The sequence below is a fragment of the Bacillus sp. (in: firmicutes) genome (genome assembly GCA_012842745.1).
Taxonomy (GTDB): domain Bacteria; phylum Bacillota; class Bacilli; order Bacillales; family Bacillaceae_J; genus Schinkia.
Window position 1 is genome coordinate 1 of the sequence record DUSF01000005.1, and the last position, 14,899, is coordinate 14,899.

Genomic DNA, 14,899 nt, shown 5'->3' on the forward strand with positions numbered 1-14,899 from the left:
ATAATGTTTGGTGACGACAGCGAAGAGGTCACACCCGTTCCCATGCCGAACACGGAAGTTAAGCTCTTCAGCGCCGATGGTAGTTGGGGGCTGTCCCCCTGTGAGAGTAGGACGTTGCCAAGCATATTAAAAGGAGTAGCAGAAATGCTGCTCTTTTTTGTGTTGAAGTCAGTGTAATAAAGCAAATTTCACAAAAAACTTTCAATTACTTTTGCATGAATAGCTTTTTCCATAAATAGAATAAAAAATACAAGCCTATATTTTGTATTTTTTTTAAAAGAGCAAGCTCGCCTATATCCGCCTATACTTTTTTTGCATAAAATATTGTTAATAATACTAACAAGGAAAAAAACATGCCTATTACGAATTATATAGGTAGACATGGAAATAAGGGGGGCTTACGATGGAGCAAATTTTGGGTGAGCATTTTTGGGTAATGTCCTTTAGAATTTTTATATCCGCATTGTTGTGTGGGGTTATTGGTTTTGAACGTGAAGTAAAAAAACAACCGGCTGGTTTTCGAACCCACTTATTAGTTGGTGTGGGTTCTTGTTTAATGATGCTTCTTTCTTTATATGGATTTGAAGATTATATCGATAATAATAGGAATATTAGGTTTGATCCGGCGAGGATTCCTTCTTACGTTATTAGTGGTATTGGTTTTCTTGGTACTGGAACAATTTTAGTTAAAGGTGCGACAATTCGCGGATTAACAACTGCTGCATCAATATGGATTGTTGCTGGTATTGGCTTGATAGTAGGAGTTGGTATGTTCGCTCCAGCTGTTTTGACGACAATTGTTGTTTTATTAAGTTTAATCTTTTTGAATAAATTTGAGAGAAGAATGTTCCCAACCGGTACATCCCAGCTACTAAATATCGTAATGGACAAGGATTGTAATAAGTTAAACGAAGTATTAAGAGTATTAGAAAAAGAAGAAATCGCGTTTCAAGGTATTTCTATAAAAACAGTAAAAGGCGAAAAGGGAGAAGCTGACAAAAAGAAAATAACAATTCAAGTTAATATGGAAAATGATCCATCAATCCTTGCAGAACTTCAAGATAAAATATCAAGGCTAGAGTTTGTCCATCAAACGTTTTGAGATTAACTGTTGTTTATCAAATATGTTAATTGCAGTTTGTCTAACTGGAAAATTGGGAATGATACTACTGATTCTAAATAAATCTATTTTGTTGAAAAGTATCGTTCTAAAACTATATAATATATACATGGTCAAAGAAAGTCAAAGTCAGGAGAAAGGGGAGGGATTGATGCGAAATATTTCTGATATTATAGAGGAATATTTAAAGAAGGTTTTACATGTTAGCGAAGAAAATATTGTTGAAATTAAAAGAAATGAAATAGCAGAAAAATTTCAATGTGTCCCTTCACAAATAAATTATGTTATCAATACCCGTTTCACAATTGAAAAGGGGTATATTGTGGAAAGTAAAAGGGGTGGTGGGGGATATATTCGAATTATTAAAGTCGAAACAGATGACCATGCCGAATTAATTGATCAAATGCTTGAATTAATCCCAATTCGTATTTCACAATCTACTGCTGATATTCTTGTTGAACGGTTACTCGAAGAAAAGGCAATTTCCCAAAGGGAAGCTAAATTACTATTAAGTGCTATTGACCGTAATGTCTTGTTAATCGATTTACCTGTTAGAGATGAGCTTCGGTCGAAAATACTGAAGTCAATGCTCTTTACTTTAAAATATAAGTAATTTCAATATAGAATAAAATTTTGAAAATTTGCAATCGAGGGAGAGGTGTTATTATGGAATGCCAGGAATGTCACCAAAATCCCGCATCGCTTCATTTTACGAAGATTGTTAATGGGAAAAAGACGGAAACACATCTTTGTGAGCAATGCGCAAGGGAAAAAGGTGAAATCATGTCAGCAGCAGGAGGGTTCTCAATCAGCAATCTCCTTTCTGGCTTATTAAACTTAGACTATTCAATTGCAACAAATCCAAATTCGAATCCATTTGTAAATTTAGATACGGCCCAATGTAAGCAGTGTGGTATGACCTTTCAGCAATTTTCCAAAATGGGGAGATTCGGATGCTCAAATTGTTATGAAACATTTAGCTCAAAAATTGATCCGATTTTAAGAAGAGTTCATAGTGGTAATACAACACATGTTGGAAAAATTCCGAAGCGAATCGGCGGCAACCTTCATTTAGCGAAAGAAATTGCCGCGTTGAAAGAACAATTACAAATATCAATCCAACATGAAGAATTTGAAAAGGCAGCTGAATTAAGAGATCAAATCCGCTCCATAGAGCAGCACTTAAGTGAGCATGGAGAGGGGGAGCATTAATCGATGTCATTAAACCGTTTTATCAGTCAGGCATTAAGCCCATGGATGAGTGTGGAAGGCCCTGATAGTGATATTGTTCTTAGTAGTAGAATTCGTTTAGCACGGAACCTTAAAGATGTTGTTTTCCCAAGCTTAGCTTCGGGAGAGGAATTGGATCGGGTCATTCAATTACTTAATGATTCGATTGCGAAACATAGTTTTGGGAATATTGGTAATTTTGAACTAATAAAGATGGATGGACTGGAGTTTATTGATAAGCGCGTACTAGTTGAGAAACATTTAATAAGCCCTCACCTTGTGGAAAATTCTGAACATGGTGCGGTAATTTTATCAGAAAATGAAGAAGTTAGCATCATGGTAAACGAGGAGGATCATGTAAGGATTCAATGCTTATTTCCGGGCTTACAGTTATCACAGGCGCTTCAAGTTGCCAATGAGATTGATGATTGGATTGAAGAAGGCATCGATTTTGCGTTTGATGAAAAAAGAGGTTATTTAACGAGCTGTCCAACCAATGTTGGTACAGGGTTAAGAGCATCAGTCATGATGCATTTACCTGCTCTTATTTTAACGAATCAAATGAATAAAATCATCCCAGCAATCAATCAATTAGGTTTTGTTGTAAGAGGAATTTACGGTGAGGGCAGCCAAGCTCAAGGAAATATATTTCAAATATCGAACCAAATGACTTTAGGAATGTCAGAGCTAGATATTGTTAAGGATTTGGAGAGTGTCGTCGCGCAAGTAATCGCTCAGGAACGCACAGCGCGAGAGATGTTCCTAAAAAATTCTCCAATTCAGCTAGAAGATAAGGTTTGGCGTTCCTATGGTAAATTAGCACATAGCCGCATCATTACATCTAGCGAAGCCTCCCAGTGTCTATCAGATGTAAGGCTTGGCATTGACTTAGGATTTATTAAAAATGTATCAAGATCCATTTTAAGTGAATTAATGATTTTAACACAGCCAGGTTTTTTACAAAGATTTGCAGGAAAAAAACTAACGCCTGAAGAAAGAGATGTTAGGAGAGCAACTCTAATCAGAGAACGATTACAATTAGAAAAAGATTCGATGGGAGAGTGATCTAAATGATGTTTGGAAGATTCACAGAACGTGCACAAAAAGTATTAGCATTAGCGCAAGAAGAAGCAGTTCGTTTAGGACATAGCAATATCGGGACTGAGCATATTTTATTAGGTCTAATTCGGGAAGGTGAAGGGATTGCGGCAAAAGCTCTTATCGCCCTCAATCTTGGCCCTGAAAAAATTCAAGAAGAAGTAGAGGGCTTGATTGGTAGAGGAGATGAAGTGAGTCAAACGATTCATTATACACCAAGAGCCAAAAAGGTGATTGAGCTGTCAATGGATGAGGCTAGAAAGCTTGGTCATTCCTATGTTGGCACCGAGCATATTTTGCTTGGTCTAATCCGTGAAGGGGAAGGCGTTGCAGCACGAGTATTAAATAATCTTGGGGTAAGTTTGAACAAAGCACGCCAACAAGTTTTACAGCTCCTTGGTTCAAATGAGTCTACCTCCAGCGGTCATTCAAGTGGGGCAGTAGTAAACGCTAATACACCGACATTGGATAGTTTGGCACGTGATTTAACGCAAATTGCCCGTGAAGGAAGCTTAGACCCTGTGATTGGGCGAGGCAAAGAAATTCAACGTGTAATAGAGGTGTTAAGCCGTCGTACGAAAAATAATCCAGTCTTAATCGGTGAGCCTGGTGTAGGTAAAACTGCTATTGCTGAGGGTCTTGCCCAGCAAATTGTGCAAAATGAAGTTCCTGAGATTCTTCGTAATAAGCGCGTGATGACATTAGATATGGGGACTGTTGTTGCTGGTACAAAATATCGTGGTGAATTTGAAGACCGTCTCAAAAAGGTAATGGACGAAATACGCCAAGCTGGTAATATTATTCTGTTCATTGATGAATTGCATACGTTAATTGGTGCGGGCGGGGCGGAAGGTGCGATTGATGCTTCCAACATTTTGAAACCATCACTCGCGCGTGGTGAGTTGCAATGTATCGGAGCAACAACGCTAGATGAATATCGTAAATATATTGAAAAAGACGCTGCTCTTGAGCGCCGATTCCAACCAATCCAAGTTGGGGAGCCAACAAAGGAAGAAACGATTTTAATTTTACATGGACTACGAGATCGTTATGAAGCCCATCACCGGGTAACGATTACAGATGAAGCAATTGAGGAAGCTGTTAAGCTGTCAGATCGCTATATTTCGGATCGTTTTCTTCCAGATAAAGCGATTGACCTTATAGATGAGGCAGCTGCCAAGGTCCGCCTTCGTTCCTATACTGCTCCGCCGAACTTAAAAGAGCTTGAGCAAAAATTAGAGGAAATAAGAAAAGAAAAAGATGCAGCGGTTCAAAGTCAGGAGTTTGAAAAAGCTGCTTCATTAAGAGATACCGAACAGCGTCTCCGTGAAGATGTAGAAAAAACAAAGAAAGAATGGAAAGAAAAGCAAGGGAAAGAAAATTCCGAAGTTACTACTGAGGACATTGCTTTAGTAGTGTCAGCATGGACGGGAGTCCCTGTCTCAAAATTAGCGCAAGCCGAAACAGACCGCTTATTGAATATGGAAAGCATCCTTCATTCTCGTGTTATCGGTCAAGAAGAAGCTGTTAAAGCGATTGCCAAAGCCATTCGTAGAGCACGTGCAGGCTTGAAAGATCCTAAGCGCCCAATTGGCTCATTTATTTTCCTGGGACCTACTGGAGTAGGTAAAACAGAATTAGCGCGGGCACTTGCAGAAGCAATGTTCGGTGATGAAGACGCGCTCGTCCGTATAGATATGTCAGAATATATGGAGAAGCATACGACTTCTCGTTTAGTTGGTTCGCCTCCTGGATATGTAGGTCATGAAGAAGGTGGTCAATTAACGGAAAAGGTTCGCCGTAAACCATATTCAGTTATTTTATTAGATGAGATTGAAAAGGCTCACCCAGAAGTATTTAATATTCTTCTTCAAGTATTAGAGGATGGTCGTTTAACAGACTCAAAAGGGCGTACAGTCGACTTCCGCAATACAATTGTCATCATGACATCAAATGTTGGGGCAAGTGAATTGAAGCGCAATAAGTATGTTGGCTTTAATGTGCAGGAAGGTCAAGAGTATAAGGACATGAAGTCAAAGGTAATGGATGCATTGAAAAAAGCGTTCCGTCCTGAATTTTTAAATCGAATTGATGAAATTATTGTCTTCCACTCATTAGAGAGACAGCATATTAACGAAATTGTTACGTTAATGGCTAATGAATTAACAAGACGATTAAAAGAGCAAGAGATTGAGTTTGAATTAACAGAGGCAGCTAAGGAAAAAATTGCTAAAGAAGGCTTTGACCCTGAATATGGTGCAAGACCATTAAGACGTGCATTGCAAAAGCAGGTTGAGGACCGCTTATCTGAAGAATTATTAAAAGGAACAGTTCAAAAAGGGCAAAAGGTTACGATAGATGTAGAAAACGATGACTATGTAGTAAAAACGATGTAACTAAGTATGAAGTGAAGGACGCAAATAGCGTCCTTCCTTTCTTTTTATTACAATCTTACTTATGGTATCATAAATAGTAGAAATATGAGGTAACTTTCTAAGAGAGGATTTTTTCCATGTCTAAGAAAAAAACGAAATTTTGCTGTCAATCATGTGGATATGAAACACCAAGATGGATGGGTAAATGTCCAGGATGTAACGAATGGAACACAATGGTAGAGGAAATGGAGATTACGAAACCATCTAGACGCCAATCATTTATTACCTCTTCACAATCTGTAGCAGGGGCAAATAAACCACAAATCATTACATCCATCCAATCCGTAAGCGAACCAAGAATTCATACAGATTATAAAGAAATGGACAGAGTATTAGGTGGGGGTATTGTTCCAGGTTCGCTCGTATTAATCGGCGGAGACCCCGGAATTGGGAAATCGACGCTTCTTTTGCAAATTACGTCTCAGCTTGCGAATAGCAATTATAAAGTTTTATATATTTCAGGTGAAGAATCTGTTCGTCAGACGAAACTTCGGGCAGACCGTTTACGTATAACAAGTGATAATATTTTTGTTTTATCGGAAACAGATTTAGCATTTATCGAAAAAGCGACTGATGAGCTAAATCCAACTTTTGTTGTTATTGACTCAATTCAAACGGTATACCATCCCGAGATTCAGTCTGCCCCAGGTAGCGTATCACAAGTAAGGGAATGTACATCTCATTTTATGCGAATCGCAAAAACAAAGGGGATTGCCATCTTCTTAGTCGGTCATGTCACTAAGGAAGGTTCGATTGCTGGACCGCGGTTGCTTGAACATATGGTTGACGCTGTTTTGTATTTTGAAGGGGAGCGCCATCATACTTACCGAATTTTAAGAGCAGTCAAAAATCGCTTCGGCTCAACAAATGAAATGGGAATTTTTGAAATGAAGGAGGATGGCTTAAAGGAAGTTTTAAATCCGTCAGAAATATTTTTGGAGGAACGAGCTGAAGGGGCAGCGGGCTCAATTGTCGTCGCTTCAATGGAAGGGACACGCCCCGTGTTAGTTGAAATTCAAGCGTTAATTGCGCCGACAAGCTTTGGAAACCCACGGAGAATGGCAACTGGCATTGACCATAACCGCGTGTCACTGATTATGGCTGTTTTAGAAAAAAGGGTTGGCTTTTTGTTAGGTGCTTATGATGCCTATTTGAAAGTGGCCGGCGGCATTAAGCTGGATGAACCAGCAATTGATCTCGGGATAGCCGTAAGCATCGCTTCAAGTTTCCGTGACCAGCCTTCTAACCCGACAGATGTCGTGTTTGGTGAAGTTGGGTTGACGGGAGAAATAAGGAGAGTATCAAGAGTGGAGCAGCGTGTCCAAGAAGCAGCAAAGCTTGGCTTTAAGCGGGTTATTGTTCCTGAAAATAATATCGGGGGTTGGACTGTGCCAAAAGGGATTGAAGTGATCGGTGTTTCTACAGTTTCACAAGCGTTGGAGTACACGCTAGGATGAATATGCAATTTTTAGTAATCGGCCTACAAAATTGATATTTATAGTCCGTTCAATATAAAATAAGATAGGAAATATTTTTTCAGCTTCAGTGAAGAATATGTTTTTAAAATAGAAAATTAGTTAATAATGTTAAAGGAGGTGAAGGAATGGTTAAAAAAATTGTACAATTATTTTTTATTGTCGTTGGTGGAACTTTAGGGTATTTATATTTTCCGCAGCTATTGGAATTACTAAATATCGGTAACATCGGGTGGCTTGCTTCCCCTTATGCATGTACTGTTTATGGCGCACTTATTTTATTTCTTTCTACATTTTGGTTAACTGATTATATTGTAGGTTTAATACGTAAGATTGAGGAAGCTTTAGTAAAGGCACCAGCGACAGATATTATGTTTGGTAGTTTGGGACTTATTGTTGGTCTAATTGTAGCTTTTTTAATTATGATTCCTTTAAAAGGTATTAAGTTTGAGGTTTTAAGCACGATTATTCCAATTTTTGTAACAGTGTTTCTAGGTTATCTTGGGTTCCAAACAGGGTTTAAAAAACGTGAAGAACTCATTAATTTATTTTCAATTCCAGCTCGACTAGGGGCAAGGGACAAAAAGAAGTCATCATCTAATGAGGCTGAACAACAAGAGGAATACGTGCCGGGCAAGCTTAAAATCCTTGATACAAGTGTTATCATCGATGGTCGCATTGCAGATATTTGCCAAACGGGTTTTTTAGAAGGTACGATTGTCATTCCGCAATTTGTTTTGGAAGAACTGCAACACATCGCTGATTCCTCAGATGCTTTAAAGCGAAATAGAGGTCGACGCGGTTTAGATATTTTGAATAGAATTAGAAAAGAATTAGCAATCAATGTTGAGATTTATGAAGGCGATTTTGAAGATATACAAGAGGTTGATAGTAAGCTTGTAAAATTAGCAAAAATTACTTCCGGAATCGTCGTCACAAATGATTTTAATTTAAACAAAGTTTGTGAGTTGCAAAATGTGGCTGTATTAAATATTAATGATTTGGCGAATGCGGTTAAACCAGTTGTTCTTCCGGGTGAGGAATTGAGCGTTCAAGTCATTAAAGACGGCAAAGAGCACAATCAAGGGATTGCCTATCTTGATGATGGAACGATGATTGTTGTTGAGGAAGGTCGGGATTATATCGGTAAGCGTATTGATGTGCTTGTTACAAGTGTATTGCAGACATCTGCAGGCCGTATGATTTTCGCCAAGCCCAAACTTTTAGAAAAGGCGTTATAAGGTGAACAAAATGGACTATTATGTTGTAATACCTGCGGCTGGGCAAGGCAAAAGAATGAACGCGGGGATGAATAAACAATTCATTAAATTAAATAACATACCGGTGATTATTCACACATTAAATGTTTTTGATAAGGATGAAAATTGCCAAGGCATTATTCTTGCTGTTAATGAATATGAAGTGAATATTTTTATAGAACTTATTCGTGAACATCATATTAAAAAAGTCATTAAAATTGTTAATGGCGGCAAGGAGAGGCAGCATAGTGTTTATAATGGTTTAAAGGCCTTACGAGATCAAGTTGAAAATACAATAGTATTAATTCATGATGGCGCTAGACCGTTTATCAAAAAAACAACGATTCATAAACTCGTTCGCTGTGCAGCCCGATATGATGGTGCGGTTGTAGCAGTTCCCGTAAAAGATACAATTAAGGCCGTTCAGAACAACATAGTACAAAAAACAGTGGAGCGTTCAAGCTTGTGGTCGGTGCAAACCCCACAAGCTTTTCGTCTGTCTGTTATTTTAGCAGCACATCAAGATGCCGAAAATCACCATTTTCTAGGTACGGATGATTCTAGTCTTGTTGAAAGATTAGGTAAAAACGTCCATATTGTGATTGGTGATTATGAGAATATTAAACTAACAACACAAGAGGATTTACTTTATGGGGAAGCAATATTAGCTAATAGGGGGAATAACGAATGATACGAATTGGCCAAGGTTTTGATGTTCATCAGCTAGTGGAAGGAAGACCGCTTATCATTGGCGGCATTACGATACCTTATGAAAAAGGCTTGCTTGGTCACTCTGATGCAGATGTACTCCTTCATACAGTTAGTGATGCTGCATTAGGCGCTTTGGCGCTTGGGGACATCGGCAAGCATTTTCCAGATACAGATTCTGCTTTTAAAGATGCGGATTCTGCAAAGCTCATGGAGCATGTTTGGGCTTTAATAAAAAAAGAAGGGTATAGGTTAGGAAACTTAGACTGTACGATTATTGCCCAAAAGCCAAAAATGTCTCCATATATAGAGCAAATCAGGGAACGGATTGCAAGTTTATTAGATGCTGAAATAGGACAAGTAAATGTAAAAGCAACAACAACAGAGCAGCTTGGTTTTACAGGACGCGGTGAAGGGATTGCTGCGCAAGCAGTCATACTTCTCGTAAAGTAAACTTTGGCGGAGCGGGACTAAGGCTTGACCACTACTTTAATATTATTTAAGATAGAGAAGAAATTTTAGGAAAAGGAAAATGAACGGAAGGTGTCTAAATGATGACAAAGGAAATTAGAGTTCGCTATGCACCAAGTCCCACAGGACATTTACATATTGGAAATGCACGGACGGCATTATTTAATTACTTATTTGCTAGAAACCAAAACGGTAAATTTATTATTCGGATTGAAGATACAGATGTTAAGAGAAATGTTGAGGGCGGGGAACAGAGTCAGCTGAAATACTTAACATGGCTTGGAATTGACTGGGATGAAAGTGTTGATAAGGATGGTGGCTATGGTCCTTATCGGCAAACGGAACGGCTAGATATTTATAATAAGCATACGGAGGATTTACTAGCTAAAGGCCTTGCTTATAAATGTTATTGTACGGAAGAAGAATTGGAACAAGAACGGGAAGTGCAAATGGCGAAAGGTGAAACGCCAGCCTATTCTAGAAAATGCTGTGGTTTAACTCAAGATGAACAAGAAGAACTTGAGCAGGAAGGCCGCAAAGCGAGCATCCGCTTTAAAGTGCCAAGTGGCAAAACATATACATTTAATGATGTCGTCAAAGGTGAAGTGTCGTTTGAATCAAATGGCATTGGCGATTTTGTTATTGTTAAGAAAGATGGCATTCCAACATATAATTACGCTGTTGTCATTGACGATTATCTTATGGAAATAAGCCATGTCCTTCGCGGTGATGACCATATTTCCAATACTCCAAAACAATTAATGATTTATGAAGCATTCGGCTGGGAGCCGCCAACTTTTGGCCATATGACGTTAATTGTCAATGAATCTCATAAAAAATTAAGTAAACGTGATGAAACAATTATTCAATTTATTGAGCAATATGAAGAATTAGGCTATTTGCCTGAAGCTTTATTTAACTTTATTGCGCTTTTAGGCTGGTCACCAGGCGGGGAACAAGAAATTTTTACAAAAGAAGAATTTATTAAAATCTTTGACCCTAGTCGATTGTCAAAGGCACCTGCTGTTTTTGACACAAATAAATTAACGTGGATGAACAACCAATATATTAAACAAATTGATGTCGATCGCCTTGTTGAAATATCATTGCCGCATCTTATTAAAGCTGGTCGACTTCCGCAGGAATTATCAGAGGAACAAAAGGCATGGGCATGTAGTTTAATTGCCCTTCATCAAGAGAAAATGAGCTATGGTGCGGAAATTGTCGAACTTACTGAACTATTCTTCAAGGAAAATCTTGAGTTTGATGAAGAAGCAAAAGAGGTTTTAAGCGGAGAGAGTGTACCGGTAGTTCTCCAAAGCTTTAAACAGCAAATTGAAGAACTGCAATTGTTTGCCCCTGAAGAAATTAAGGCGGCAATGAAAGCTGTGCAGAAGGAAACAGGTCAAAAGGGAAAAAACTTATTTATGCCAATCCGCGTTGCGACAACTGGACAAGTCCATGGACCTGATTTACCGCAAGCCATTTATTTACTAGGCAAAGAGAAAATTCTCACCCGTTTACAGTCTTTATTGCAATAAAATGATTGGCAATTGCGGAAAAAGATAATATAGTATAAATATATTATATAATTGAAACAACGTTGATGAGGAAAAGTAAAGGTTGGCATTGCTTTAACAGAGAGAACTACCACCGGCTGAAAGTAGTTTAAGCAATATATCTTGAAAATGCACCTCTGAGTCTATTATTGAACGAATAATCTAGTAGATAAAAGCGGCCCTCTACCGTTACAAGAGATAAGTTGGGGTATTGTTTCGGACCGAATCCGTCAAGCACCTAAACAGAGTGGAACCGCGCGTAAGCGTCTCTGTGCATATAAGCATAGGGGCGCTTTTTTATTTTTTTAAAAAAATAGGGGGGGTTAATCGTGTTTAAAATTTTACGAGAAGATGTCAAAGTTATTTTTGAGCAAGATCCTGCAGCAAGAAGTCATTTAGAAGTGATTTTAACCTATTCAGGCTTACATGCCATTTGGTCCCATCGGCTTGCGCATGCCCTCTATAAAAGGAAATTCTACTTTCTTGCAAGAGTTATTTCACAGGTAAGCCGTTTCTTTACTGGGATTGAAATCCATCCAGGTGCTAAAATTGGCCGCCGCTTCTTCATTGACCATGGTATGGGTATTGTCATCGGTGAAACATGCGAAATTGGTAATGATGTTACGATTTACCAAGGTGTGACGCTAGGCGGTACGGGAAAAGAAAAGGGCAAAAGACATCCTACTTTAATGGATAATGTGCTTGTAGCAACAGGTGCAAAGGTATTAGGTTCGATTACCATCGGGGAAAATTCAAAAATTGGGGCGGGTTCAGTTGTTCTTAAAGAGGTCCCACCGAATTCAACTGTAGTAGGTATTCCAGGGAAGATTGTCATTAAGGATGGATTAAAGGTAGGCCATGATTTAAAACATAATGAATTACCAGACCCTGTTTCCGAAAAGCTTGCCGAGATGGAAAAACAAATTAATTTACTGAAAGAAGAGTTAAATAAAAAAGATAAAGGAGAAATTGCTAATGGCAATTAAATTATATAACACGTTAACACGTCGGAAGGAAGAATTTAAACCGATTGAGGACGGGAAGGTGAAAATGTATGTTTGCGGCCCGACTGTTTATAATTATATTCATATTGGGAATGCACGACCAGCAATCGTTTTCGATACAGTTCGTCGTTACCTCCAATTTAGAGACTATGATGTAACGTATGTTTCCAACTTTACTGACGTCGATGATAAATTAATAAAAGCGTCAAAGGAATTAGGAGAAGATGTTCCAACAATCGCTGACCGCTTCATTCAAGCTTTTTACGAAGATGTAAAGGCCCTAGGCGTTCTGAAGGCCGACGTCCATCCACGTGTGATGGAAAACATGGATAGTATTATTGAATTTATCGAAATATTAATTGAAAAGGGCTTTGCTTACGAATCTGAAGGTGATGTTTATTTTCGAACGCGAAAATTCGAAGACTATGGGAAGCTTTCACATCAACCAATTGATGAACTCCGTCTTGGTGCTCGGATTGAAGTTGGCGAAAAGAAGCAAGATCCACTTGATTTTGCCTTATGGAAAGCGGCAAAAGAAGGTGAAATATTTTGGGAAAGTCCATGGGGTAAAGGCCGTCCGGGTTGGCATATCGAATGTTCGGCGATGGCGAAGAAATATCTTGGTGAGACGATTGATATTCATGCAGGTGGGCAAGATTTAACTTTTCCACATCATGAAAATGAAATAGCCCAATCTGAAGCATTAACAGGCAAGACATTTGCGAACTACTGGCTTCACAATGGCTATATTCAAATTGATAATGAAAAAATGTCGAAGTCGCTTGGTAATTTTGTGCTTGTGCACGATATTTTAAAACAAATTGATCCGCAGGTGCTTCGTTTCTTTATGCTTTCTGTCCATTATCGGAATCCAATTAACTTCAGTCAGGAGCTGTTGGAAAATGCCAAAAGCGGCTTAGAGCGTATTCGTACTGCCTATGAAAACCTGACATATCGAAAAGAAAGCAGCACAGGCTTAACAAATAATAACGAACAATGGCTGAAAGTTATCGAAGAACTTCGCAAACAATTTATTGCTGAAATGGATGATGACATGAATACAGCCAATGCCATTTCCGTTTTATTTGATTTAGCTAAACAAGCTAATATTTACTTAAGGGAGAAGCAAACATCCCCTGAAGTGATTCAGGCGTTTATAGAGCAATTTGAAACATTAGCGGGTGTATTAGGGATTCAACTACAAAAGACGAATGAATTGCTAGATGAGGAAATTGAGGAGTTAATTCAAAAGCGAATTGATGCTAGAAAAAATCGCAATTTTGCGCTCGCAGACGAAATAAGGGATCAATTAAAAGACTTGAATATTATTCTTGAGGATACTCCGCAAGGAACACGTTGGAAAAGGATGTAGGATCGCCTGTGCATATAAACCATACTATCGATGTAAAACAATTAAACTCTTTAGCGTTAGCTTATATGGGCGATGCTGTTTTTGAGTGTTTCATTAGATTTAATTTATTAGCTTGCGGTGGAGTCCGGCCTAACCAGCTCCATCGCGAAGCAACAAAGTATGTTTCAGCAAAAGCTCAATCGACCATGGTCCATGCTTTGATGGAACAGAATCTTTTAACAGACGAAGAAGTCGCAATTGTTAAAAGAGGCAGAAATGCAAAATCCGCAACCATACCAAAAAATACTGATGTACAGACATATAGGTACAGTACTGCCTTTGAAGCCTTGCTTGGCTACCATTATCTATTAGGGAACAAAGAGCGGTTAAATGAATTGATGGAGTATGGATTTCAATCGATTAAGAAAGGAGTGAAGACAAATTGAGTGAATGGATTATTGGGAAAAACCCTGTGCTTGAAGCATTAAGAGCAGAGCGTGATATAAATAAAATTTGGATTGCTGAAGGCGCGGGTAGGGGGCAAATGCAGCAGGTGATTCAACTTGCAAAACAGGCTGGTGTTATTGTTCAATATGTGCCAAAACAAAAGCTTGACCAAACTGTATCGGGTAACCACCAAGGTGTTGCGGCGTCCGTAGCGGCTTATCAATACGCAGAACTAGACGATTTATTTAGTGCCGCAGCAGCAAGAAATGAAGACCCATTTTTTTTAATTTTAGATGAAATTGAGGATCCTCATAATTTAGGGTCCATTCTCCGTACTGCTGATGCAGCAGGCGTGCATGGGGTGATTATTCCGAAAAGGCGTGCGGTAGGATTGACCGCCGCAGTTGCTAAAGCATCGACAGGGGCAATTGAACACGTACCTGTAGCAAGAGTAACGAATCTAGCTAGAACGATGGAGGAGTTAAAAGAAAAAGGGGTTTGGATTGTCGGAACAGATGCAAAAGGCACGCAGGATTTTAGACAAATGGATGGCAAAATGCCAGTAGCTATCGTTATTGGGAGTGAAGGGAAAGGGATAGGCAGGCTTATTGGTGAAAAATGTGACTTTTTAGTACGATTGCCGATGGTCGGTAAAGTGACATCCCTAAATGCATCTGTAGCTGCAAGTCTTTTAATGTACGAGGTCTATCGGAAACGGAATCCTATTGGAGAATAGGCGGTT

14 protein-coding genes and 1 rRNA gene are annotated in these 14,899 nt (G+C 38.8%); all 15 read left to right on the forward strand.

Features of this window, described 5'->3' with window-relative positions:
- Positions 1-6 precede the first annotated feature (6 nt).
- Positions 7-123, forward strand: a 5S ribosomal RNA gene (gene rrf / locus GX497_01030).
- 313 nt (positions 124-436) lie between these two features.
- On the forward strand, positions 437-1,102 hold the full coding sequence (locus GX497_01035) for an MgtC/SapB family protein (GenBank protein HHY71820.1): 666 nt from the start codon (positions 437-439) through the stop codon (positions 1,100-1,102).
- A 169-nt stretch (positions 1,103-1,271) separates the two neighbouring features.
- Complete coding sequence (locus GX497_01040) at positions 1,272-1,733, forward strand: CtsR family transcriptional regulator (GenBank protein HHY71821.1); 462 nt, start codon at positions 1,272-1,274, stop codon at positions 1,731-1,733.
- Between the two features lie 53 nt (positions 1,734-1,786).
- Complete coding sequence (locus GX497_01045) at positions 1,787-2,332, forward strand: hypothetical protein (protein ID HHY71822.1); 546 nt, start codon at positions 1,787-1,789, stop codon at positions 2,330-2,332.
- A 3-nt stretch (positions 2,333-2,335) separates the two neighbouring features.
- Entirely contained in the window at positions 2,336-3,415 is a 1,080-nt protein-coding gene (locus tag GX497_01050) for a protein arginine kinase (GenBank protein ID HHY71823.1), read from the forward strand.
- Positions 3,416-3,420: 5 nt separating this feature from the next.
- A complete protein-coding gene (locus GX497_01055; GenBank protein ID HHY71824.1) occupies positions 3,421-5,844 on the forward strand; it encodes an ATP-dependent Clp protease ATP-binding subunit in 2,424 nt (807 codons plus the stop codon).
- Positions 5,845-5,960: 116 nt separating this feature from the next.
- On the forward strand, positions 5,961-7,340 hold the full coding sequence (radA, locus tag GX497_01060) for a DNA repair protein RadA (GenBank protein ID HHY71825.1): 1,380 nt from the start codon (positions 5,961-5,963) through the stop codon (positions 7,338-7,340).
- Between the two features lie 146 nt (positions 7,341-7,486).
- Entirely contained in the window at positions 7,487-8,599 is a 1,113-nt protein-coding gene (locus tag GX497_01065) for a PIN/TRAM domain-containing protein (protein ID HHY71826.1), read from the forward strand.
- 10 nt (positions 8,600-8,609) lie between these two features.
- Entirely contained in the window at positions 8,610-9,308 is a 699-nt protein-coding gene (locus GX497_01070) for a 2-C-methyl-D-erythritol 4-phosphate cytidylyltransferase (GenBank protein ID HHY71827.1), read from the forward strand.
- Positions 9,305-9,778, forward strand: coding sequence for a 2-C-methyl-D-erythritol 2,4-cyclodiphosphate synthase (locus tag GX497_01075; protein HHY71828.1), 474 nt, complete (start codon positions 9,305-9,307; stop codon positions 9,776-9,778). Before GX497_01070 ends, GX497_01075 begins: the two co-directional genes overlap by 4 nt.
- 101 nt (positions 9,779-9,879) lie before the next feature.
- On the forward strand, positions 9,880-11,337 hold the full coding sequence (locus GX497_01080) for a glutamate--tRNA ligase (GenBank protein ID HHY71829.1): 1,458 nt from the start codon (positions 9,880-9,882) through the stop codon (positions 11,335-11,337).
- 347 nt (positions 11,338-11,684) lie between these two features.
- Positions 11,685-12,341, forward strand: coding sequence for a serine O-acetyltransferase (gene cysE, locus GX497_01085; protein HHY71830.1), 657 nt, complete (start codon positions 11,685-11,687; stop codon positions 12,339-12,341).
- Entirely contained in the window at positions 12,331-13,731 is a 1,401-nt protein-coding gene (cysS, locus tag GX497_01090) for a cysteine--tRNA ligase (protein ID HHY71831.1), read from the forward strand. Before cysE ends, cysS begins: the two co-directional genes overlap by 11 nt.
- A 65-nt stretch (positions 13,732-13,796) precedes the next feature.
- The gene (locus GX497_01095) at positions 13,797-14,156 is read left to right on the forward strand and encodes a Mini-ribonuclease 3 (protein HHY71832.1); all 360 of its coding nucleotides are present in this window, start codon (positions 13,797-13,799) and stop codon (positions 14,154-14,156) included.
- On the forward strand, positions 14,153-14,893 hold the full coding sequence (gene rlmB, locus GX497_01100) for a 23S rRNA (guanosine(2251)-2'-O)-methyltransferase RlmB (protein ID HHY71833.1): 741 nt from the start codon (positions 14,153-14,155) through the stop codon (positions 14,891-14,893). The genes GX497_01095 and rlmB overlap by 4 nt, the downstream gene beginning before the upstream one ends.
- Positions 14,894-14,899 lie beyond the last annotated feature (6 nt).

What these genes read in the sequence shown, in the direction of transcription:
- GX497_01070 (HHY71827.1), top strand. Translation starts at nt 8,610, where the DNA reads ATGGACTATTATGTTGTAATACCTGCGGCTGGGCAAGGCAAAAGAATG.
- radA (HHY71825.1), top strand. Translation starts at nt 5,961, where the DNA reads ATGTCTAAGAAAAAAACGAAATTTTGCTGTCAATCATGTGGATATGAA.
- GX497_01075 (HHY71828.1), top strand. Translation starts at nt 9,305, where the DNA reads ATGATACGAATTGGCCAAGGTTTTGATGTTCATCAGCTAGTGGAAGGA.
- GX497_01055 (HHY71824.1), top strand. Translation starts at nt 3,421, where the DNA reads ATGATGTTTGGAAGATTCACAGAACGTGCACAAAAAGTATTAGCATTA.
- GX497_01095 (HHY71832.1), top strand. Translation starts at nt 13,797, where the DNA reads ATGGGCGATGCTGTTTTTGAGTGTTTCATTAGATTTAATTTATTAGCT.
- GX497_01065 (HHY71826.1), top strand. Translation starts at nt 7,487, where the DNA reads ATGGTTAAAAAAATTGTACAATTATTTTTTATTGTCGTTGGTGGAACT.
- GX497_01045 (HHY71822.1), top strand. Translation starts at nt 1,787, where the DNA reads ATGGAATGCCAGGAATGTCACCAAAATCCCGCATCGCTTCATTTTACG.
- GX497_01080 (HHY71829.1), top strand. Translation starts at nt 9,880, where the DNA reads ATGACAAAGGAAATTAGAGTTCGCTATGCACCAAGTCCCACAGGACAT.
- GX497_01035 (HHY71820.1), top strand. Translation starts at nt 437, where the DNA reads ATGTCCTTTAGAATTTTTATATCCGCATTGTTGTGTGGGGTTATTGGT.
- GX497_01040 (HHY71821.1), top strand. Translation starts at nt 1,272, where the DNA reads ATGCGAAATATTTCTGATATTATAGAGGAATATTTAAAGAAGGTTTTA.
- cysS (HHY71831.1), top strand. Translation starts at nt 12,331, where the DNA reads ATGGCAATTAAATTATATAACACGTTAACACGTCGGAAGGAAGAATTT.
- GX497_01050 (HHY71823.1), top strand. Translation starts at nt 2,336, where the DNA reads ATGTCATTAAACCGTTTTATCAGTCAGGCATTAAGCCCATGGATGAGT.